The organism is Streptomyces sp. AC555_RSS877 (assembly GCF_019049245.1).
Lineage (GTDB): Bacteria > Actinomycetota > Actinomycetes > Streptomycetales > Streptomycetaceae > Streptomyces.
Genome location: NZ_JAGMUK010000054.1, coordinates 287546 through 305376, shown reverse-complemented (window position 1 = coordinate 305376; position 17831 = coordinate 287546). Strand labels below are relative to the sequence as shown.

At 70.8% G+C, this 17831-nt stretch carries 14 protein-coding genes; all 14 read right to left on the bottom strand.

The annotated features are described in order from the left end of the window. Nucleotides 1-2 precede the first annotated feature (2 nt). The 14 genes from KUM49_RS24930 to KUM49_RS24870 all read right to left on the bottom strand — a co-directional run bounded on the left by KUM49_RS24930 (nucleotide 3) and on the right by KUM49_RS24870 (nucleotide 17658). Nucleotides 3-956, bottom strand: coding sequence for an SCO3242 family prenyltransferase (locus KUM49_RS24930; protein ID WP_217239158.1), 954 nt, complete (start codon nucleotides 954-956; stop codon nucleotides 3-5). Beyond that, nucleotides 953-2080 carry an inositol-3-phosphate synthase gene (locus KUM49_RS24925; protein ID WP_217239157.1) on the bottom strand — a complete coding sequence of 376 codons (1128 nt, stop codon included), beginning with the start codon at nucleotides 2078-2080 and terminating at the stop codon, nucleotides 953-955. The genes KUM49_RS24930 and KUM49_RS24925 overlap by 4 nt, the downstream gene beginning before the upstream one ends. 230 nt (nucleotides 2081-2310) lie before the next feature. Next, nucleotides 2311-3672 carry a ThuA domain-containing protein gene (locus KUM49_RS24920; RefSeq protein WP_217239156.1) on the bottom strand — a complete coding sequence of 454 codons (1362 nt, stop codon included), beginning with the start codon at nucleotides 3670-3672 and terminating at the stop codon, nucleotides 2311-2313. 14 nt (nucleotides 3673-3686) lie between these two features. After that, on the bottom strand, nucleotides 3687-6209 hold the full coding sequence (locus tag KUM49_RS24915) for a PQQ-dependent sugar dehydrogenase (RefSeq protein WP_217239155.1): 2523 nt from the start codon (nucleotides 6207-6209) through the stop codon (nucleotides 3687-3689). A 95-nt stretch (nucleotides 6210-6304) separates the two neighbouring features. After that, nucleotides 6305-7309 (bottom strand): sugar phosphate isomerase/epimerase, encoded by a 1005-nt coding sequence (locus KUM49_RS24910; protein WP_217239154.1) that lies wholly within the window; start codon nucleotides 7307-7309, stop codon nucleotides 6305-6307. Nucleotides 7310-7323: 14 nt separating this feature from the next. After that, nucleotides 7324-8634 carry a Gfo/Idh/MocA family protein gene (locus KUM49_RS24905; protein ID WP_217239153.1) on the bottom strand — a complete coding sequence of 437 codons (1311 nt, stop codon included), beginning with the start codon at nucleotides 8632-8634 and terminating at the stop codon, nucleotides 7324-7326. Between the two features lie 83 nt (nucleotides 8635-8717). Next, complete coding sequence (locus tag KUM49_RS24900; protein WP_217239152.1) at nucleotides 8718-9779, bottom strand: substrate-binding domain-containing protein; 1062 nt, start codon at nucleotides 9777-9779, stop codon at nucleotides 8718-8720. Between the two features lie 17 nt (nucleotides 9780-9796). Continuing rightward, nucleotides 9797-10816, bottom strand: a complete 1020-nt coding sequence (locus KUM49_RS24895; protein WP_217239151.1) for an ABC transporter permease — start codon at nucleotides 10814-10816, stop codon at nucleotides 9797-9799. Next, nucleotides 10813-12330, bottom strand: a complete 1518-nt coding sequence (locus tag KUM49_RS24890) for a sugar ABC transporter ATP-binding protein (RefSeq protein ID WP_217239150.1) — start codon at nucleotides 12328-12330, stop codon at nucleotides 10813-10815. The genes KUM49_RS24895 and KUM49_RS24890 overlap by 4 nt, the downstream gene beginning before the upstream one ends. A gap of 234 nt (nucleotides 12331-12564) precedes the next feature. Further along, a complete protein-coding gene (locus tag KUM49_RS24885; RefSeq protein WP_217239149.1) occupies nucleotides 12565-13746 on the bottom strand; it encodes an ROK family transcriptional regulator in 1182 nt (393 codons plus the stop codon). A 543-nt stretch (nucleotides 13747-14289) separates the two neighbouring features. Continuing rightward, the gene (locus tag KUM49_RS24880) at nucleotides 14290-14967 is read right to left on the bottom strand and encodes a GntR family transcriptional regulator (protein WP_217239148.1); all 678 of its coding nucleotides are present in this window, start codon (nucleotides 14965-14967) and stop codon (nucleotides 14290-14292) included. 164 nt (nucleotides 14968-15131) lie between these two features. After that, complete coding sequence (locus tag KUM49_RS24875) at nucleotides 15132-16073, bottom strand: beta-ketoacyl-ACP synthase III (protein WP_217239147.1); 942 nt, start codon at nucleotides 16071-16073, stop codon at nucleotides 15132-15134. 147 nt (nucleotides 16074-16220) lie between these two features. Beyond that, nucleotides 16221-16355 (bottom strand): hypothetical protein, encoded by a 135-nt coding sequence (locus KUM49_RS49865; RefSeq protein ID WP_302185473.1) that lies wholly within the window; start codon nucleotides 16353-16355, stop codon nucleotides 16221-16223. Then, nucleotides 16324-17658 carry an OFA family MFS transporter gene (locus KUM49_RS24870; RefSeq protein ID WP_217239146.1) on the bottom strand — a complete coding sequence of 445 codons (1335 nt, stop codon included), beginning with the start codon at nucleotides 17656-17658 and terminating at the stop codon, nucleotides 16324-16326. The genes KUM49_RS49865 and KUM49_RS24870 overlap by 32 nt, the downstream gene beginning before the upstream one ends. Nucleotides 17659-17831: the final 173 nt, after the last annotated feature.

Below are 17831 nucleotides of genomic sequence, written 5' to 3'. Positions count from 1 at the left end.
GCTCATGTCACGCTCACCTTCCTCGCGAACCTCCCGGCGAGCGGGGCCAGGGCGGCCGTGAGCAGCGCGCTGACGGGGGCGCCGGAGCGGGCGGAGAGGGCGGCCTGGAAGGGGATCGTGGCGCGGATGCCGCCGCTGACGGCTCGTTGGGTGAGCGGGGGTGACGGGTTGAGAGCGGCGTGGAAGTAGGGGCGGGCGGCGGTCGTCGCGTAGCCGACGGCGAGCGCGGTGCGCAGGGCGGCTTCGCCTGGGGGCCCGGGCACGCCCGGCTGTTTGGACGGACGTGTCAGAAGCCGGGTCAGCGCGGTGGTGGCGGCCAGGGCCGCCAGCGGGACCAGAGGTGCGCCGCCTTGGGTCTCCCGGCGCGACACGGTCGTGACCGTGAGGGTGTGTGCGCTGAGGAGAGCGGCGGACGGAAGGGCCCGGCGGATGCCGATCGCGGTGCCCGTGGCCGGCGTCGTCCCCACCTGCCCGAACGCCCGCGCGCTCGTCGTGGCCGTGGCCGTGGCCGTGGCGCCGAGCAGCAGGTCCAGGCCGCGCGCCGCCGCCATGGCCACTGGGCCCGCGGGGGTGCGTTTCAGGGCGAGGTCGTACGCCCAGACGGTCGCCGCCAAGGTCGTCGCGACGGCAAGAGCGGGGCGGCCGGCGCGAGCGGCCAGGGACAGGCCGGCGCCGGTGAGGGCGCAGGCCGCCGCGAGCGCCGCGGTGGGGCGGACGCGACCGGAGGGCAGGGGCCGGTGCGGGCGCTCGGCGGCGTCTTCGTCCCGGTCGGCCCAGTCGTTGAGGGCCATGCCGGCCTCGTACAGACAAAGGGAGGAGCAGACGGCGAGCAGGGTGCGGGAGTTCGGGTGCGGGGCGGCTGCCGCCGCACCGGCCAGGGCGTCGCCCGGAACGGTGAACAGGGCGGGGAGACGGAGCAGTTCGGCCCAGGCCGCTCTCGCCGCGGGGCCGTTCATCGCACCGCCCCGGCCGCCAGCCGCTGCCCGAACTTCACCAGTGCCGCGTACTGCTCCCCCAGGGACGACGGCCCCGTGCCCAACGGGTCCTTGAAGTAGAAGCCGAGATCGGCCAGCGGGCCGGACAGGCCCCGCTCGTGGGCGCGGGCGACCAGGCGGGCCAGGTCGAGGACCAGGGGCGCGGCCAGGGCGGAGTCGCAGCCCTGCCAGGTGGTCTGGAGGATCATGCGGGCGCCGAGGAAGCCGTCGAAGGCGATGTGGTCCCAGGCGGTCTTCCAGTCGCCGAGTACGGGAACGTCGTCGATGTGGACCTCGCCCTCGGGGACCGTGCCGAGGGTCTCGGCGAGGACCCGCTCCTTGCCCGCGTTCTTCGCCGCCGCGGCGGCCGGGTCGGAGAGGGAGGCTCCGTCGCCACCGCCCAGCAGATTGGTCCCGGACCAGGCCCGCACGGTGAGTGCCCGCTGCGTGAACATCGGGCCCAGCACCGAGCGGAGCAGGGTCTGGCCGGTCTTGCCGTCCCGGCCCGCGTACGGGAGTCCCGACGACCCGGCGAGCGGCGCCAGCGCCGGATGATGCAGGCCGGTCGACGGGGTGAAGTTCACGTACGGGCAGCCCGCGCGCAGGGCCGCCGCCGCATAGAGGGAGCTGGCAGGCAGGTCGGTGCAGGTTGCCGCCGGTTCCGTGGAGGCGACGTTCACCACGACTGCCCGGTCCAGGGAGCGCCGCCGAACGAAGTCCCGGATGTCCGCGGTGAAGGCGGTGATCAGCTCGTCCTCGCTGCGGGTGTCGTCCGGGACGGGTCCGCCGGGCCTGATCTCCCGGTCCGCGGAACTCAGTTCTGCCTCGATCGCCGCAGGGAGGCCGTACGGCAGGACACCGTCGGCCGCCAGCGCCTCCGCGCGTTTGGGCAGGGGGCAGTCGAGTGTGTCGTGACCGCCGAAGACGAGGTCGCCCAGGGCCGGCAGGCCGCTGTCGGCGAACGCGGGTGTCTCGGTGACCAGGCCGCTCGGTGGGTGCAGGCCCGCGCTCACTGCGGCGCAGCCGGCGACGACCGTGGTGGCGACGGAGCCGCGCGCCCCGATCAGCCATACACCGACGCGCGATGCGGAAACGGACGCGGACATGGGCAGCCTCCTTGATCGAACACGTCGTACGAAGCCGGATGGAGCCGTATGAAGCCGCGCGAGGTCGCGCGAAACCGTTGCGCGAAACCGTTGCGCGAAACCGTCACGCGAAGCCGTCGCGCGAAGCCGTCGTACGAAGGCCTGAGCCGTACGCACAGCCGGCGGTCGTACGGAGCTCGCGGTGGGGGGAGGCGGCGGGCGGGGGTCCGGCGTCCCCCGCCCGCCGCCGCTCAGTCGCCCTGCGAAGCTGTAGGTGCCACGGACCTCGCGGGCAGTTCCTTGATCCGGATGTCGCGGAAGGACACCCGGTCGTCGGCTCCGTGGTTCTGGATGCCGACGTGGCCGTCCCTGAGACTGCGGGCCGGATCGGTGTTGGTGAAGTCGTTGATCTTCACGCCGTTGAGCCAGACGCGCAGACGCTCGCCCTCCACCCGGATCTCGTACGTGTTCCACTCCCCCGGCGGGTTCAGCGCGCGGTCGCGCTTCTTCACGTCGGCGGACCGGAACCCGTAGACGGAGCCGGTGGTCTTCTCCGGCACATCGCTGGCGTCGATCTGGATCTCGTAGCCGTTGTTCACCGCCGACCACGGGTCGGACGAGGGCGGGAAGCCCACGAACACCCCGGAGTTGTCGTCGCCGGACTCACTGGCCATCTTCCAGTCGAGCTTCAGCGAGTACGCCCCGAAGGCCCGGTCGGCGTACCAGAGCATCCCCATCCCGCCCGACGAGGTGATCGTGCCGTCGTCGTCCAGGGCGAAGGAGCCCGGGCCGGCCTGACTCCAGCCGGCCGTCGAGCTGCCGTCGAAGAGCGGACGGTATCCGGTCTCCGGTCGACAGTCCGCCTGCACATCACCTATTGCATACAGGATTCCACCGGCCAGGTGTCGACGGAATACCGGATCCGCGTACGACTCCTTCGTGTGCCCGCCGCCCGTGTAGAAGGCACGGCCGCCCTGGTAGGTCTGGCACCAGGCGATCGGGTGGTCGCCGTGCATGGTGCCGCCGGTGTACGACGACTCGTCGAGCGAGGCGAGGACGTGGGCCCGCTCCCGGGGATTCGAGCGGTAGTTGTACCACTCGTCGGTGCGTCCCCAGGTCTTCGCCAGGTCCGAGGTCGCCGGGTGCGCACGGTCCTCGACGGTGACGGTCGCGGGCTGGATCGCCGGGTGCGACTGGAAGTAGGCGCCGGCGAGGCCGCCGTAGAACTCCCAGTCGTACTCGGTGTCGGCGGCGGCGTGAACGCCGACGTAGCCGCCGCCGTGGCGGATGTAGCCCTCGAAGGCCGCCTGTTGGGTGGCGTCGAGGACGTCTCCGGTCGTGGACAGGAACACGACCGCGTCGTACCGCCGCAGGTTGCGCGCGGTGAACGCGCCGGCGTCCTCCGTCGCGTCGACCTTGAAGCCCTCGGCCTGCCCGAGCTGTCGGACCGCCGCCACGCCGTCCGGGATCGAGTCGTGCCGGAAACCTGCCGTCTTGGAGAAGACGAGCACCCGTTCGTCGTCCTCGGGGTGCGAGGCGGCGGGCCCGGAGACGCAGCCGAGGAGCAGCGCCGCGCCGACAACCGCGGTACTCAGACGCCTGGTTGGTCGCATCTCGATCCCTCCTCTCAGCCCGTCGTGAAGGTGAAGTCGTCCACGTCGTACAGGGCCCCGGTGCCTCTGCCCTTGAAGACGAGGTACAGGGTGGTCGTGCCGCGCGGGGCGCGCGACAGGTCGGCGCCGACGTCCTGGAAGGTGTCCCAGCCGCCGGTCACCGGCACGGTCGCCTTTCCGAGCAGCGTGCCCCTCGCGGATCCGGCGCGGATCTCGAGCGTGCCGCCCGTGCCGCCCGAGGAGACGCGGGCCGTGACCTTCTCGGCGTTGCCGAGGGCGTAGGGCGTGAAGGAGATCCAGTCGCCGTTGTGCACGTCCCCGACCGTCTTCCCGCCGTGAGCGGTGTCCTTGGCCACGACGGAGACGCCGGAGGCGGCGCCGAAGTGCTCGGCCTGGCGGTGCTCGGGCTGGACGACGTTCTGGTCGTGGGTGGTGAGCGGGGCCTGGCCGCCGCCCCCGCCGTCGGTGTACTCGGCGTCGAACACACCGAAGATGTTGGCGTCCTCGTCGTGGCCGCCGTCGGCGCTCGTCTGGATGGTGCCGGTGCAGCCGTTGGCGGAGGTCAGCGGGTGGCCGTGGGTGTCGTGACCGAGGATGAAGGTGACCTTGACCTTCGAGCAGTCGATGTTCCTGCCGTCCTCGGGGTCGGTGACGCGGACCTTGAACGGGATCGCGTCGCCGAAGCTGAACAGCTGCCCGTCACGCGGGAGTTCGAGGGTCACCTTCGGCGCGGTGTTGCCGACGACGATCTGCACGCTCGCGCTGCCGGTGCGGCCGCTCGGGTCCTTCGCGGTCAGGGTCGCGGTGTACGTGCCGTTCTTCTTGTACGTGTGCGTCGGGTTGGCCGCGGTCGACTTGGCGCCGTCGCCGAAGTCCCAGCTGTAGGTGAGGGCGTCGCCGTCCTGGTCGGAGGTGCCCGCGGAGGAGAAGCTCGCCCGCAGCGGGGCCTGGCCCGAAGTCCGGCTCGCCGCGGCCTGCGCGACCGGGGAGTGGCCGTCCGTGGCGTTCTCGATGCGGTACAGGGCCGAGTGCTCGTCGCCGCCGAACCAGGAGACGCCGTAGTCGAGGACGTACAGCGCGCCGTCGGGGCCGAAGGCCATGTCCATGATCTGGGTACCGGTCCAGGGCACGTCGTTGATCGACTGGACGGTGCCGTCGGCGTCGCTCGTGATCCGCTTGATCCAGCGGCGGCCGAACTCCCCGGCGAAGAAGTCACCGTCGTAGGCCTCGGGGAACTTCACCGGCGAGTCGAGCGAGGCGTCGTAGTCGTAGACCGGCCCGCCCATCGGGGACTCGGAGCCGGTGCCGAACTCGGGCACGGATCCGCCGTCGTACGGGATCCAGGCCGGCTGGGCGGGCGGCAGGTCGGTCAGACCGGTGTTGTGCGGGGAGGTGTTCTTCGGTGCGCTGCAGTCGAACGGCGCACCGGATACACCGGTCGCGAAGTCGTATGCGATGTACGGGTCGTTGTCGCCCGTGCAGAACGGCCATCCGAAGTTGCCGGGGCCGGTGACCCGGGCGAACTCCACCTGACCGGCCGGTCCGCGGGCCGGGTCGGCGGTGCCGGCGTCGGGGCCGTAGTCACCGACGTAGAGGATGCCGGTCTTCTTGTCGACGCTGAAGCGGAACGGGTTGCGGAAGCCCATCGCGTAGATCTCGGGCCGCGTCTTGTCGGTACCGGGCGCGAAGAGGTTGCCGTCGGGGACCGTGTACGAACCGTCGGCGTTCACCTTGATGCGCAGGATCTTGCCGCGCAGGTCGTTGGTGTTGCCGGACGAACGCCGGGCGTCGAAGGCGGGGTTGCGGCCGTCCCGGTCGTCGATGGGAGTGAAGCCGTCCGACTGGAACGGGTTGGTGTCGTCGCCGGTCGACAGGTACAGGTTGCCCGCCGCGTCGAAGTCGATGTCGCCGCCGACGTGGCAGCACAGGCCGCGCGAGGCCGGGACGTCGAGGATCTTCTTCTCGCTGGCGGCGTCGAGGGTGCCGTCGGTGTTCAGGACGAACCGGGAGAGCCGGTTGACGCCGTCGAAGGGCGCGAAGTCGGCGGCGGTGCCGGTCTCGGGGGCGTCGCCCGCGGGAGTGTCCAACGGGGGCGCGTAGTAGAGGTAGATGAAGCGGTTGCTCGTGAAGTCGGGGTCCACGCCGATGCCTTGGAGGCCCTCTTCGTCGTGGGAGTAGACGTCGAGCTTGCCGGCGAGTCTGGTGTTGCCCGCCGCGTCGGTGAGGCGGAGTTCGCCGTCGCGCGAGGTGTGCAGGACCGAGCGGTCGGGAAGGACGGCGAGCGACATGGGCTCGCCGACCTCCGGCTCGCCCTTGGCGAGGGTGACCTGCTGGAAGTCCTCGGCGGCGGAGGCGGCCGGCGCGGCCGGCGCGGCTCCCGGGTCGGCGACGGCTGCGCCGGCCTGCGGCGCGGTGAGGGTGAGGGACGCACCTGCGAGCAGCACCCCGCTGAGCAGGGCGACCGCCTTGCGGAACGGCAGGCGTCGTCTGTGGGTCTCGATTCTGTCGGTGCTGGTGGTGCTGTCGTTCCCGTGCACGGGTGCCTCCAGAATGGGGCCGGTTGTACGTGCGGGTGTGGTGCGCCGGGATGCGCCGTCATCCCGGAAGTCGTGGCAGGGGCAACGCGGTCGGGCTACTCGTTGCCGCCGAACGCCGCGTCGAATGAGGCCGACGGCGGCTCGAAGTCGTATGCCTTCAGGCGGGCCAGGGCCTCGGGTGCGCCCTGCAGCCGGTCCATGCCGGCGTCCTCCCACTCCACGGAGATGGGGCCCTGGTAGTCGATGGAGCGCAGCATCCGGAAGACGTCCTCCCAGGGGACGTCTCCGTGGCCCGCGGAGACGAAGTCCCAGCCGCGGCGCGGGTCGCCCCAGGGCAGGTGGGAGCCGAGGCGGCCGTTGCGGCCGTCGAGCCGCTTGCGGGCCTCTTTGCAGTCGACGTGGTAGATGCGGTCGCGGAAGTCCCAGAGGAAGCCGACCGGGTCGAGGTCCTGCCACACGAAGTGGCTCGGGTCGAAATTGAGGCCGAAAGCCGGTCGACGGTCGACCGCATCCAGCGCGCATACAGTCGTCCAGTAGTCGTATGCAATCTCGCTCGGGTGGACTTCGTGCGCGAACCGCACACCTTCCGCGTCGAAGACGTCGAGGATCGGATTCCACCGCCTGGCGAAGTCCTCGTAGCCGCGCTCGATCATCGAGGCCGGCGCGGGCGGGAACATGGCGACCAGGTGCCAGATCGACGACCCGGTGAAACCGACGACGGTGTCGACTCCGAAGGCGGCCGCGGCGCGGGCGGTGTCGGCGATCTCGGCCGCGGCCCGCCGCCGTACGCCCTCCGCGTCGCCGTCGCCCCAGATGCGGGCGGGCAGGATGGCCTGGTGCCTCTCGTCGATGATGGCGTCGCAGACCGCCTGGCCGACGAGGTGATTGGAGATGGCCCGGCAGGTGAGGCCGTACTTGTCGAGGAGTTGGTGACGCGAGTCGATGTACGACGGGTCGGCGAGTGCCTTGTCGACCTCGAAGTGGTCGCCCCAACAGGCCAGTTCGAGACCGTCGTAGCCGAATTCGCGGGCCAGGCGGCAGACCTCTTCGAGCGGCAGGTCGGCCCACTGGCCGGTGAAGAGCGTGAAGGTGCGCGGCATGTCGCGGGGCCTCCTCAGGCCGCTATGGGCGTGTAGACGGAGTTCTTCTCGGCGCTCTCCTCGACCGCCGCCAGGACGCGCTGCACCTGGAGCCCGTCGGCGAAGGAGGGTTCGGGCCGGCGGCCCTCGGCGATGGCGTGGACCAGGTCGCGGGCCTGGTGGACGAAGGTGTGCTCGTAGCCGAGACCGTGGCCCGGCGGCCACCAGGCGTCCAGGTAGGGGTGGTCGGGTTCGGTGACGAGGATGCGGCGGAAGCCGGCGTGCGCCGCGGGCTCCGTACCGTCGTGGTACGCGAGTTCGTTGAGGCGCTCCAGGTCGAAGGCGAGTGAGCCGAGTTCGCCGTTGAGTTCGATGCGCAGGGCGTTTTTCCGGCCGGTGGCGTACCGGGTGGCCTCGAAGGAGGCGAGGGCGCCGGAGCTGAAGCGTCCGGTGAACAGGGCGGCGTCGTCCACGGTGACCTGACCGGTGCGGCTGCCGACGGCGGACGTCGCGGACAGGCCGCCGCCGGGGCCGCCGGGCAGCGGACGCTCCCGTACGAAGGTCTCGGTGAGGGCGGAGACCCCGGCCAGCGGTTCCCCCGCCAGGTACTGGGCGAGGTCGACGATGTGCGCGCCGAGGTCGCCGAGCGATCCCGAGCCCGCCAGTTCCCTGCGCAGGCGCCAGGTCAGCGGGAACTGAGGGTCCACCAGCCAGTCCTGAAGGTACGTCACCCGCACGTGCCGCAGGGTGCCGAGGCGGCCGCCGGCGACCATCGAGCGGGCCAGGGCAGTGGCGGGCAGCCGACGGTAGTTGAAGCCGACCATGGCCAACTGGCCGTGCGCAAGGGCGATGTCCGCCGCGCGGGTCATCGCCTCGGCCTCCTCGACGGTGTTCGCGAGGGGTTTCTCGCACAGCACGTGCTTGCCGGCGGCCAGGGCGGCGAGGGCGATCTCGGCGTGGCTGTCGCCGGGGGTGCAGATGTCGACGAGATCGATGTCGTCCCGCGCGATCAGGGCACGCCACTCGGTCTCGGTGGACGCCCAGCCGTGCCGGTCGGCCGCGGCACGGACGGCCACCGCGTCCCGTCCGCAGAGCGCGGCCAGGACCGGAGTGCGGGGCAGGTCGAAGACGCGGCCCGCGGTACGCCAGCCCTGGGAGTGGGCGGCACCCATGAAGGCGTAGCCGACCATGCCGACGCGCAACGCCGGCTTTCCGGCCTCGGCACCCTCCAGGCGCTCCGCCCCGGTCGCCGTCAGGAGCTCCGCCCCGGCCGGCGCCGGGTTCCGGGCCCCGGCCCTGTCCGGCCCGTTCTCCTCCGCCCCTGCTGACTGCTGCGGCTGTGCCATACGCGGTGTCCTCCTCGTCGTGGTGGCGCGGTGGGGGGTGCAGCCCGGACCGTCGAGGAACCGGGCCCCTTCGGCGGGACGCCTCACTTGAAGCCGGTGGACATGTACTGGTCGACGTTGTCCTTGTCCACGACGGCCGAGTAGAGCGTGATCGAGGCCGGGATCTCGTACTCGGCGAGGCCGCTCACACCCTTGGTCTGGCCCAGGGCGCGGGCGAGATCGATCGCGGAGGCGGCCATGGTCGGCGGGTAGAGGACGGTCGCCTTCAGGACGCCGTTGTCCTGCTTGATGGCCTGGAAGGCGGACAGGGCGCCCGCGCCGCCGACCATCAGGAAGTCGTCGCGCCCTGCCTGCTCGATGGCGCGCAGCGCGCCCACGCCCTGGTCGTCGTCGTGGTTCCACAGTGCGTCGAACGTCGACTGGGCCTGCAGGAGTTGGGCCATCTTGGCCTGCCCGGACTCGACCGTGAAGTCGGCCGCCTGGCGGGCCACCTTCCTGACGTTGGGGTAGTTCTTCAGCGCGTCGTCGAAGCCCTGGGTGCGCTGCTTGGTGAGTTCCAGGTTGTCCAGGCCGGCCAGTTCGATGACTCTTGCACCCGACTTCCCCTTGAGCTTCTCGCCGATGTAGTGACCGGCGCTCAGGCCCATGCCGTAGTTGTCGCCGCCGATCCAACAGCGGTACGCCTGAGGGGTGTTGAAGATCCGGTCGAGGTTGACGACGGGGATGCCCGCCCGCATCGCCTTGAGGCCGACCTGCGTGAGCGCCTTGCCGTCGGCGGGCAGCACGACCAGGACGTCGACCTTCTTGTTGATGAGGGTCTCGATCTGACCGATCTGCTGGGCGGTGTCGTTGGAGCCCTCGGTGATCTCCAAGGTGACGTCGGAGTACTTCTCGGCCCGCTTCTTGGCGTTGTCGTTGATGGCGTTGAGCCAGCCGTGGTCGGCCTGCGGGCCGGCGAAGCCGATGGTGACCTGCTTGCCGGGCTTGTCCTCGGCGGCCGGCTGGTCGTTCGCCGCCGGCTCGTCGTCACCGGACTCGTTGCTGGTGCAACCCGTGAGGAGGACACCGGCCGAGACGGCGGCGGTCCCGAAGAGCAGTCCTCTGCGACTGGTGGAGCGATTCTGAAAAGTCGTCGGCTCTGGCATGGCGGTGAACCCTTTCCTCAGTTCGTGCTCGCGGTACGGCGCTGGACCAGCACGGCGGCGACGATGATCGCGCCCTTGGCGATCTGCTGGACGTCGCTCTGCAGGTTGTTCAGGGCGAAGATGTTGGTGATCGTGGTGAAGATCAGGACGCCGAGCACGGAGCCGACGATGGTGCCGCGCCCCCCGCTGAGCAGGGTGCCGCCGATGATCGCGGCCGCGATGGCGTCGAGTTCGTAGAGGTTGCCGTTGGTGTTCTGGCCTGAGCCGGACAGGATGACCAGCAGGAAGGCGGCGATGCCGCAGCACAGTCCGGACAGCAGGTAGAGGTACAGCCGCTGACGGCGTACGTCGATGCCGGCGAGCCGGGCGGCCTCGGCGTTGCCGCCGACGGCGACGGTGCGGCGCCCGAAGGTGGTCCGGTTCAGCACCAGCCATCCGATGACCGTCACGAGTGCGAACACCATGACCAGGGGCGGGACGCCGAGCACGTACGCGTCGCGTTCGCCGAGGTCGAGGACGCCGTCGACGGTGACGATCTGCGTGCGCCCGTCGGTGATCTGGAGTGCGAGGCCGCGGGCGGAGGCCAGCATGGCGAGTGTCGCGATGAACGGGACTACCCCGCCGTAGGCGATGAGCAGCCCGTTGACCAGGCCGCACCCGACGCCGACGATCACCGCGGTGAAGAGGATGCCCGCGAAGCCGTACTCCTGCGTGGCGACCGTGGTGGCCCACACCGAGGCGAGGGCGACGATCGCGCCGACGGACAGGTCGATGCCGCCGGAGGTGATGACGAAGGTCATCCCGACGGTGACGACACCGATCACCGAGGCCTGGGTGAGGACGAGTTGGAGGTTGCGGGTGTCGAGGAACTGCTCCGGCTTGCTGATGCCGCCGATGACGATCAGCGCGGCGAGCACGCCGAGGAGGGAGAGGGTGCGCAGGTCTGCGCGGAACACGAGGGACCGCCAGGCCGGGGCTTCGTTCGTCGACGGCACCTTGTCGGCGCTGTCCCTGGGCGGGGAGACGGGCTGCGTCATGACGCGGGGCTTCCTTCCATGACGAGGTCGAGGACGCGGTGTTCGTCGAGGTCGCGGGCGGGCGCCGTGTGGACGACGCGGCCCTCGCGCAGCACCAGGACACGGTCGGCGAGGCCGAGCACCTCGGGGACCTCGCTGGAGACCAACAGCACGGCGAGGCCTTCGTCAGCCAGTCGACGGACGACTGCATACAGTTCGGCGCGGGCGCCGACGTCGACCCCACGGGTCGGTTCGTCGAGCAGCAGCACCCGGCAGCCACGCAGCAGCCAGCGGGCCAGGACGGCCTTTTGCTGGTTGCCGCCGGACAGGGTGCGCACCGGCACGTTCGGGTTGTCGGGCCGCAGCGACAGCTCGCGCGTCGCGGCCCGCGCGGCCCGATGTTCGGCACTCCGGTCGATCCAGCCCGCGCGGGCGAAGCGGGACATGGAGGAGACGGAGACGTTGCGGGTGACCGACTCCAGCATCAGCAGGGCCTGCGCCTTGCGTTCCTCGGGGGCGAGTCCGAGGCCGGCGCGGACGGCGGCGCGGACACTGCCGGGTCGCAGCGGGCGTCCGTCGACGCTGACGTGGCCGGCGGTGGGTTTGCGGGCACCGTAGATCGTCTCCAGGATCTCGGAGCGGCCCGACCCGACGAGTCCGGCGAGGCCGACGATCTCGCCGGGACGGATGCTCAGGTCGAGGGGTTCGAACTCGCCGTCCCGGGCCAGCCCTCGGACCTCCAGGATCGGGGTGCCGCCGGGTGCCCGGGCGGGCCGTTCCGGGAACACGTACTCGACGTTGCGTCCCGTCATCAGCGCGACGACCTCGCGGGTCGGCGTCGTCTTCGCGGGCAGTCCGACCGCGACGGCCCGCCCGTCCTTCAGGACGGTCACCCGGTCGCCGATGCGGCGGATCTCCTCCAGCCGGTGCGAGATGTAGACGACCGCGACGCCGTCGGCGGTGAGGTCGCCGACGATCCGGAAGAGGTTGTCGACCTCGTCCGGGTCGAGGGCGGCGGACGGTTCGTCCATCACGATCAGCCGTACGTCGTGCGAGAGCGCCCGGGCCATGGACACGATCTGCTGCTGGGCGGCCGACAACTCCCCCACCAGACGGCCGGCGTCGATCTCCGGATGCCCGAGTCCCTTGAGCAGCGCGGCTGTCGACGCTCGCGCCGCCTTGCCGCGTACGACGAATCCGGCCGCCGTGGGTTCATGGCCCAGGTGGACGTTCTCGGCCACCGACAGGTGCTCCACCAGGTCCAGTTCCTGGTAGATGGTGGCGATTCCGAGGCGCATCGCGGCGATCGGCGAGCGGAGTGTGACCGCATCGCCGCGCCAGCTGATGGTGCCGGTGTCGGGCTGGTGGGCACCGGCCAGGACCTTGATGAGAGTGGACTTGCCGGCACCGTTCTGGCCGAGCAGGCAATGCACCTCTCCGGCCTGGACGTCGAGGTCGACGCCGTCGAGGGCCCGGACTCCGGGGAACGACTTGGTGATGCCGGACATGCTGAGCAGCGTGGGTTGTGGTGCCATGTGCGGGTCCCCCTGGCAGGCGTGCGGGCCGGATTCAGGGCAGGGCGAAGCTGGGCTGGGTGCCGGTGAGCTGTATACGGTCGGCGATATGCCGGATGAGGTCTGCTGGCGAACGTATGGGGTCTGCTGGCAGCTGTATGGGGTCTGCCGGCACGTTTAGGGAATCTGCCGGCAGGCGTATGCGGTCGGCGGGTCAGCGTATGAAGTGTGCTGGTGAGTGTGCGAAGTCGGTGTTCACGCGGGTGAGAACAGGTGGTCGCTGATGAGGCGGGCCGCGCCGATCACTCCGGCGGTGGGGCCCAACTCCCCCAGGACGATGGGCAGGTTGCCGGTCGCGAGGGGCAGCGACTGGCGGTAGACCTGGGTGCGGATCGCGGCGAGCAGGGTGTGGCCGAGGCCGGTGACCCCGCCGCCGATCACCACCAGGCCGGGGTTGAAGAAACTGACCAGTCCGGCGATGACCTGGCCGACCCGGTCGCCGCCCTCGCGGATCAGGTCGAGGGCGGTGGCGTCGCCCGCGGCGGCCGCGGCGGCGACGTCGACGGCGGTGAGGCCGCCGTTCGTCTCCAGACGGGTCGCGAGTTCCGCCGACAGGCCCTGCTGGGCCGCGTCCGTGGCGTCCCTGGCGAGGGCCGCCCCGCTGAAGTGGGCTTCCAGGCAGCCCCGGTTGCCGCAGGCGCACGGTCGTCCGTCGGGCACGGCCTGGATGTGCCCGATGTCGCCCGCACTGCCCGTCACCCCGCGGTGGACGTCACCGCCGGCGACGATGCCGCAGCCGATGCCGGTGCCGATCTTGACGCAGAGGAAGTCGCCCACGGAGCGTGCGACGCCCGCGTGCATCTCCCCCATCGCCATCAGGTTCACGTCGTTGTCGACCATGACCGGGCAGCCGAGTTCCTGACTGAGTGCTTCCCGCACGGGGAAGCCGTCCCAGCCCGGCATGATCGGCGGAGCCACCGGCACACCCTCGGGGAAGCGGACGGGTCCCGGGACGCCGATGCCGGCGCCGTCGTACCCCTCCGCGAGTCCCGAGGCCCGCAACTTCGCGGCCATGGCCAGGACTTGTTCGAAGACCGCGACCGGGCCCTCGCGTACGTCCATGGGCTGGTTGAGGTGGCCGAGGATCTCCAGTTCGGCGTTGGTGACGGCGACGTCGACCGAGGTCGCGCCGATGTCGACGCCGAGGAACCTGAGCTCCGGCGCGAGCCTGATGTTGTGGGAGCGGCGGCCGCCGCGCGAGGCGGCGAGTCCGTCGGCCACGACCAGGCCCGTCTCCAGCAGTCGGTCGACCTCCACGGCCAGCTTGGACCGTGACAGATCGACCTGGTCGCCCAGTTGTGCACGGGAGTTGGGGCCGCCGTCCCGCAGGAGCTTGAGCAGGCGGGCCTGGTGAGCGTTCGCGGGTCGTGCCGTCATGCGTCTCACGAGCCCCTCCCCGCCTCAATCGGCCACCTGTTGCCGGGCTTTCGAGGGGAACGTAGCAGCGGCTGCCGAAGGTGGGAAGAAGTCGTGCACGGATTGCCGCATACTTTTTCCCCTCACAGGACAAAGACGGCCCGCGCCCTGGTGGATCCCGCCGCCGCACCGCAGGATGGTTGTGTCCTCGAACTGACCGTTCCCGGGCCGCTGTTCCCCGCCGATGGCGTCCGGGCCCTCGGCGAGGCGCAGGGCGCAACCGCCGACGCCAGGTGCTGGGCCGGGGCCTGCGCGCGCCGCAGGGCTGACGCATGAGGAGGCGCGTGCCGGGCTGGAGTCGGGCATGCCGTCGAAGCCTGCCGGCGCCGGCCGGGCCGCCGGCGCCCTACGCCGACGCGTTGTTCGGCTTCTTCCTGGATGGCGCCCTGGGCGAGTCGGGGGTCGTGCCGACGGTGCAGGTGGTCACCGGGGAGGCGCCGGGCGCCTTCGCCGAGTGGGCGAGGGCGCACGCGGACGCCGTCCGAGAAGCAAGTCCCGTGAGTTTCAGGGCTCTTGGCGGGCGTGGTACGAACGGCGCGTGTGCTCGGTGTGTTCCCGCATGAGCTCGGTGGCGCGCTGCTCGTCGCGGTCGGCGATCGCGGCGATCAGGTCCCGGTGTTCGATCCAGGACTGGTTTCCGCGCTGCCGGGCCACCGGCGTGTAGTACCAGCGCACCCGCCGGTCGACCTGCGCCGCGAGTTCGGCGAGGACCGCGTTGCCCGCGAGTTCCATGACCTTTCCGTGGAAGCGGGCGTTCAGGGCGACGGCGGCGTCCACGTCGTCGGAGGCGACCGCCAGCCTGCCCTGCGCCACGATCTCCTCCAGCGCCTCGATGCCGGCCTTGTCCGCGTTCGCGGCGGCCAGTCGGGCGGCCTCGGCCTCCAACAGCGTGCGCACTGTGAGGAGTTGGTCGGCCTCCTCCTCGGTGGGCTCGTGCACGAACGCGCCCTGGGCGGGGCGAAGATCGACCCAGCCCTCGGTGTTCAGCCGCTGCAAGGCCTCGCGCACCGGCTGCCGGGAAACCCCGAGATGGCCGGCGAGTTCGCTCTCCACGAGGTGCTGGCCGGGCTGCAGGGCACGGGTGGTGATGAGTTCGAGCAGCGCCTCGTAGACACGGTCCCGCAGCGGGCCGGGCCTTTCGAGTTTGGGCACTGCTCCCTGCGGCAGTCCTGTCGACAACATCGCGGTCCCCCTCCTCGGCGGGCCGTGCACAGCAGCCGTAAAGCCGGTGTCACCCGTAGACCCAGTATCGATTGTCTTTCGTCTACAGTCTACGGTGCACAGTTGCCAGAGAAGCGGGCAGTCTTCCTCGTCACATCCCCGTTGTACCGGCGCGTCAGGGCACGTCAGGGACAGCGGACGACCTGTCCGGCGTACGACAGGTTCCCGCCGAAGCCGAAGAGCAGCACCGGATCCCCCGTGGAGATCGAGCCCTGCTCCACCAGCTTGGAGAACGCGAGCGGAATGCTCGCCGCCGAGGTGTTACCGGATTCGGTGACATCGCGCGCGATCACCGCGTTGACGGCGCCCAGCTTCTCCGCGAGGGGTTCGATGATCCGCAGGTTCGCCTGGTGCAGCACGACCGCGGCGAGGTCCGCGGGGGTGAAGCCCGCGCGTTCGCAGGCCTGGCGGGCGAGAGGCGGCAGCTGGGTGGTCGCCCAGCGGTAGACGCTCTGCCCCTCCTGCGCGAACCGCGCGGGCTGTCCCTCGATGCGTACCGCGTGCCCCATCTCGGGCACCGATCCCCACAGCACCGGCCCGATACCGGGTTCCGTCTCCGCCGGCTCGACCACCGCGGCGCCCGCCCCGTCGCCGACGAGCACGCAGGTCGTACGGTCGGTCCAGTCGGCGACCTCGGACATCTTGTCGGCGCCGATGACGAGCGCGCGGGTCGCGGCGCCCGCCCGCAGAGTGTGGTCGGCGGTGGCCAGGGCGTGGGTGAAGCCGGCGCACACGACGTTGAGATCCATCGCGGCGGGCGAGGGGATGCCGAGCCGGGCGGCGACCCGGGCGGCCATGTTCGGCGAACGGTCGACCGCGGTCGACGTGGCCACCAGCACCAGGTCGATGTCGGCGGGGGTCAGGCCGGCCGCGGCGAGCGCCTTGGCGGCGGCGTGCGCGGCCAGCTCGTCGACCGGCTCGTCCGGCCCGGCGATACGACGGGTCCGGATGCCCACCCGGGACCTGATCCACTCGTCGCTGGTGTCGACCATGCCCGCCAGCTCCTCGTTGGTGAGTACCCTGGCGGGCTGGTAATGGCCGACGGCAGCGATGCGTGAGCCGTTCATGGGCGAATCCCCCTCGTTGTTCAGGTAGCGGGATTCACCAGTCTGATCAGTGACTCGCGGGTACGACGGCAGGTGAAGCCACAGGAAACCGCGGCCCTGCTTGTCGGCTTCCGTCAGACCTTCGGGCGCCCGGACACTTTCCCGAGCTCACCCGGTGAACAGCTGTGTCGCCTTCTGCACCAGTTCGTACAGCCCGTAGGCGAGCGGCGCTCCCACCCACACCCAGGCGAAGGCGATCAGCCCTCGCCGGTCAGGCGGACTCTGACTGCTGTCGGTGGACATCGACGGCCTCCTCCCTCGGGGCGGGGATGTGGTGACGGACATGGACGGGCCGGACGAGTTCGTTGGCGACGAAGCCGACGACGAGCAGCCCGATCATGATGACGAACGACAGACCGTACAGCGACGCCCCGTGCCTTCCGGCCTCCTCCTGCCGGTCGGCGACCCAGTTCACGATCAGCGGCCCGAGGACGCCCGCCGTGGACCATGCGGTGAGCAGCCGCCCGTGGATCGCGCCGACCTGGTAGGTGCCGAAGAGGTCCTTCAGGTAGGCGGGGACGGTCGCGAACCCGCCGCCGTAGAAGGAGAGGATCACCAGCGCGCACAGGATGAACAAGGGCTTCGACGAGTCGCCGAACAGGGCGATCAGCGCGTACATCACCGCGCCCACCCCGAGGTAGAGGCGGTAGATGTTCTTGCGGCCGATCAGGTCGGAGGTCGACGACCAGCCGATACGGCCCGCCATGTTGGCCGCGGACAGCAGGGCGACGAAGCCGGCGGCGGCCGACACCGACACCGGCGTGGAGGTGTCCGCGAAGAAGTCCGTGATCATCGGGGCGGCCTTCTCCAGGATGCCGATGCCCGCGGTCACGTTCATGCAGAGCACGACCCACAGGCACCAGAACTGCGGTGTGCGCACGGCACCGCGGGCGGAGACCTGCGGTCCGGCGAGGGCACTTGGGGCGCCTTCGACCGGCTTCGCTGTGCGCGGCACCCGCACAAGCAGCACGCCCAGGGTCATGAAGACCGCATACGAAAGCCCGTGTACGAGAAACGCGAGGGCGATCCCCGAGCTGTCGCTGCCGAACGACTCCAGCATCTGTGCCGACCAGGGCGAGGCGATCAGCGCGCCGCCGCCGAAGCCCATGATGGCGATGCCTGTGGCCATGCCGGGCCGGTCCGGAAACCACTTGATCAGGGTGGAGACGGGCGAGATGTAGCCGATGCCGAGACCGATCCCGCCGACGAAGCCGTAGCCGAAGACGATCAGCCAGTACTGCTCGGTGACCGCGCCGAGCGCGGAGAGCAGGAAGCCGGACGAGAAGCAGATCAGGGCCACGCTCATCGCCCAGCGCGGCCCTTTGCGCTCCACGAGCGTGCCGCCGAACGCGGCCGACAGACCGAGCATGACGATGCCCAGCTGGAAGGGCAGCGCGCTCTGGGTTCCGCTGAGGCCGAGCGCGGATTCGAGCGGCGGCTTGAAGACGCTCCAGGCGTAGGCCTGGCCGATGGAGAGGTGGACTGACAGAGCGGCGGGCGGAACCAGCCAGCGGCTCCACCCTGGGGGTGCGACTGGGGGACTCATGATCCAGAACGGTAGGAAGGATCACGGGAGTTGAAAAGGCGGCGCGTCGACCGTATGCGGTGAACGGTATGCCGTACGCGCCGAACGGTCCCGCCGACCGGGTTGAGGAGCGGGTCCCCATCGCCCCATCCTGCCCGAACCCTTGCTGGCACAACCTCCATACTGTAGACAAT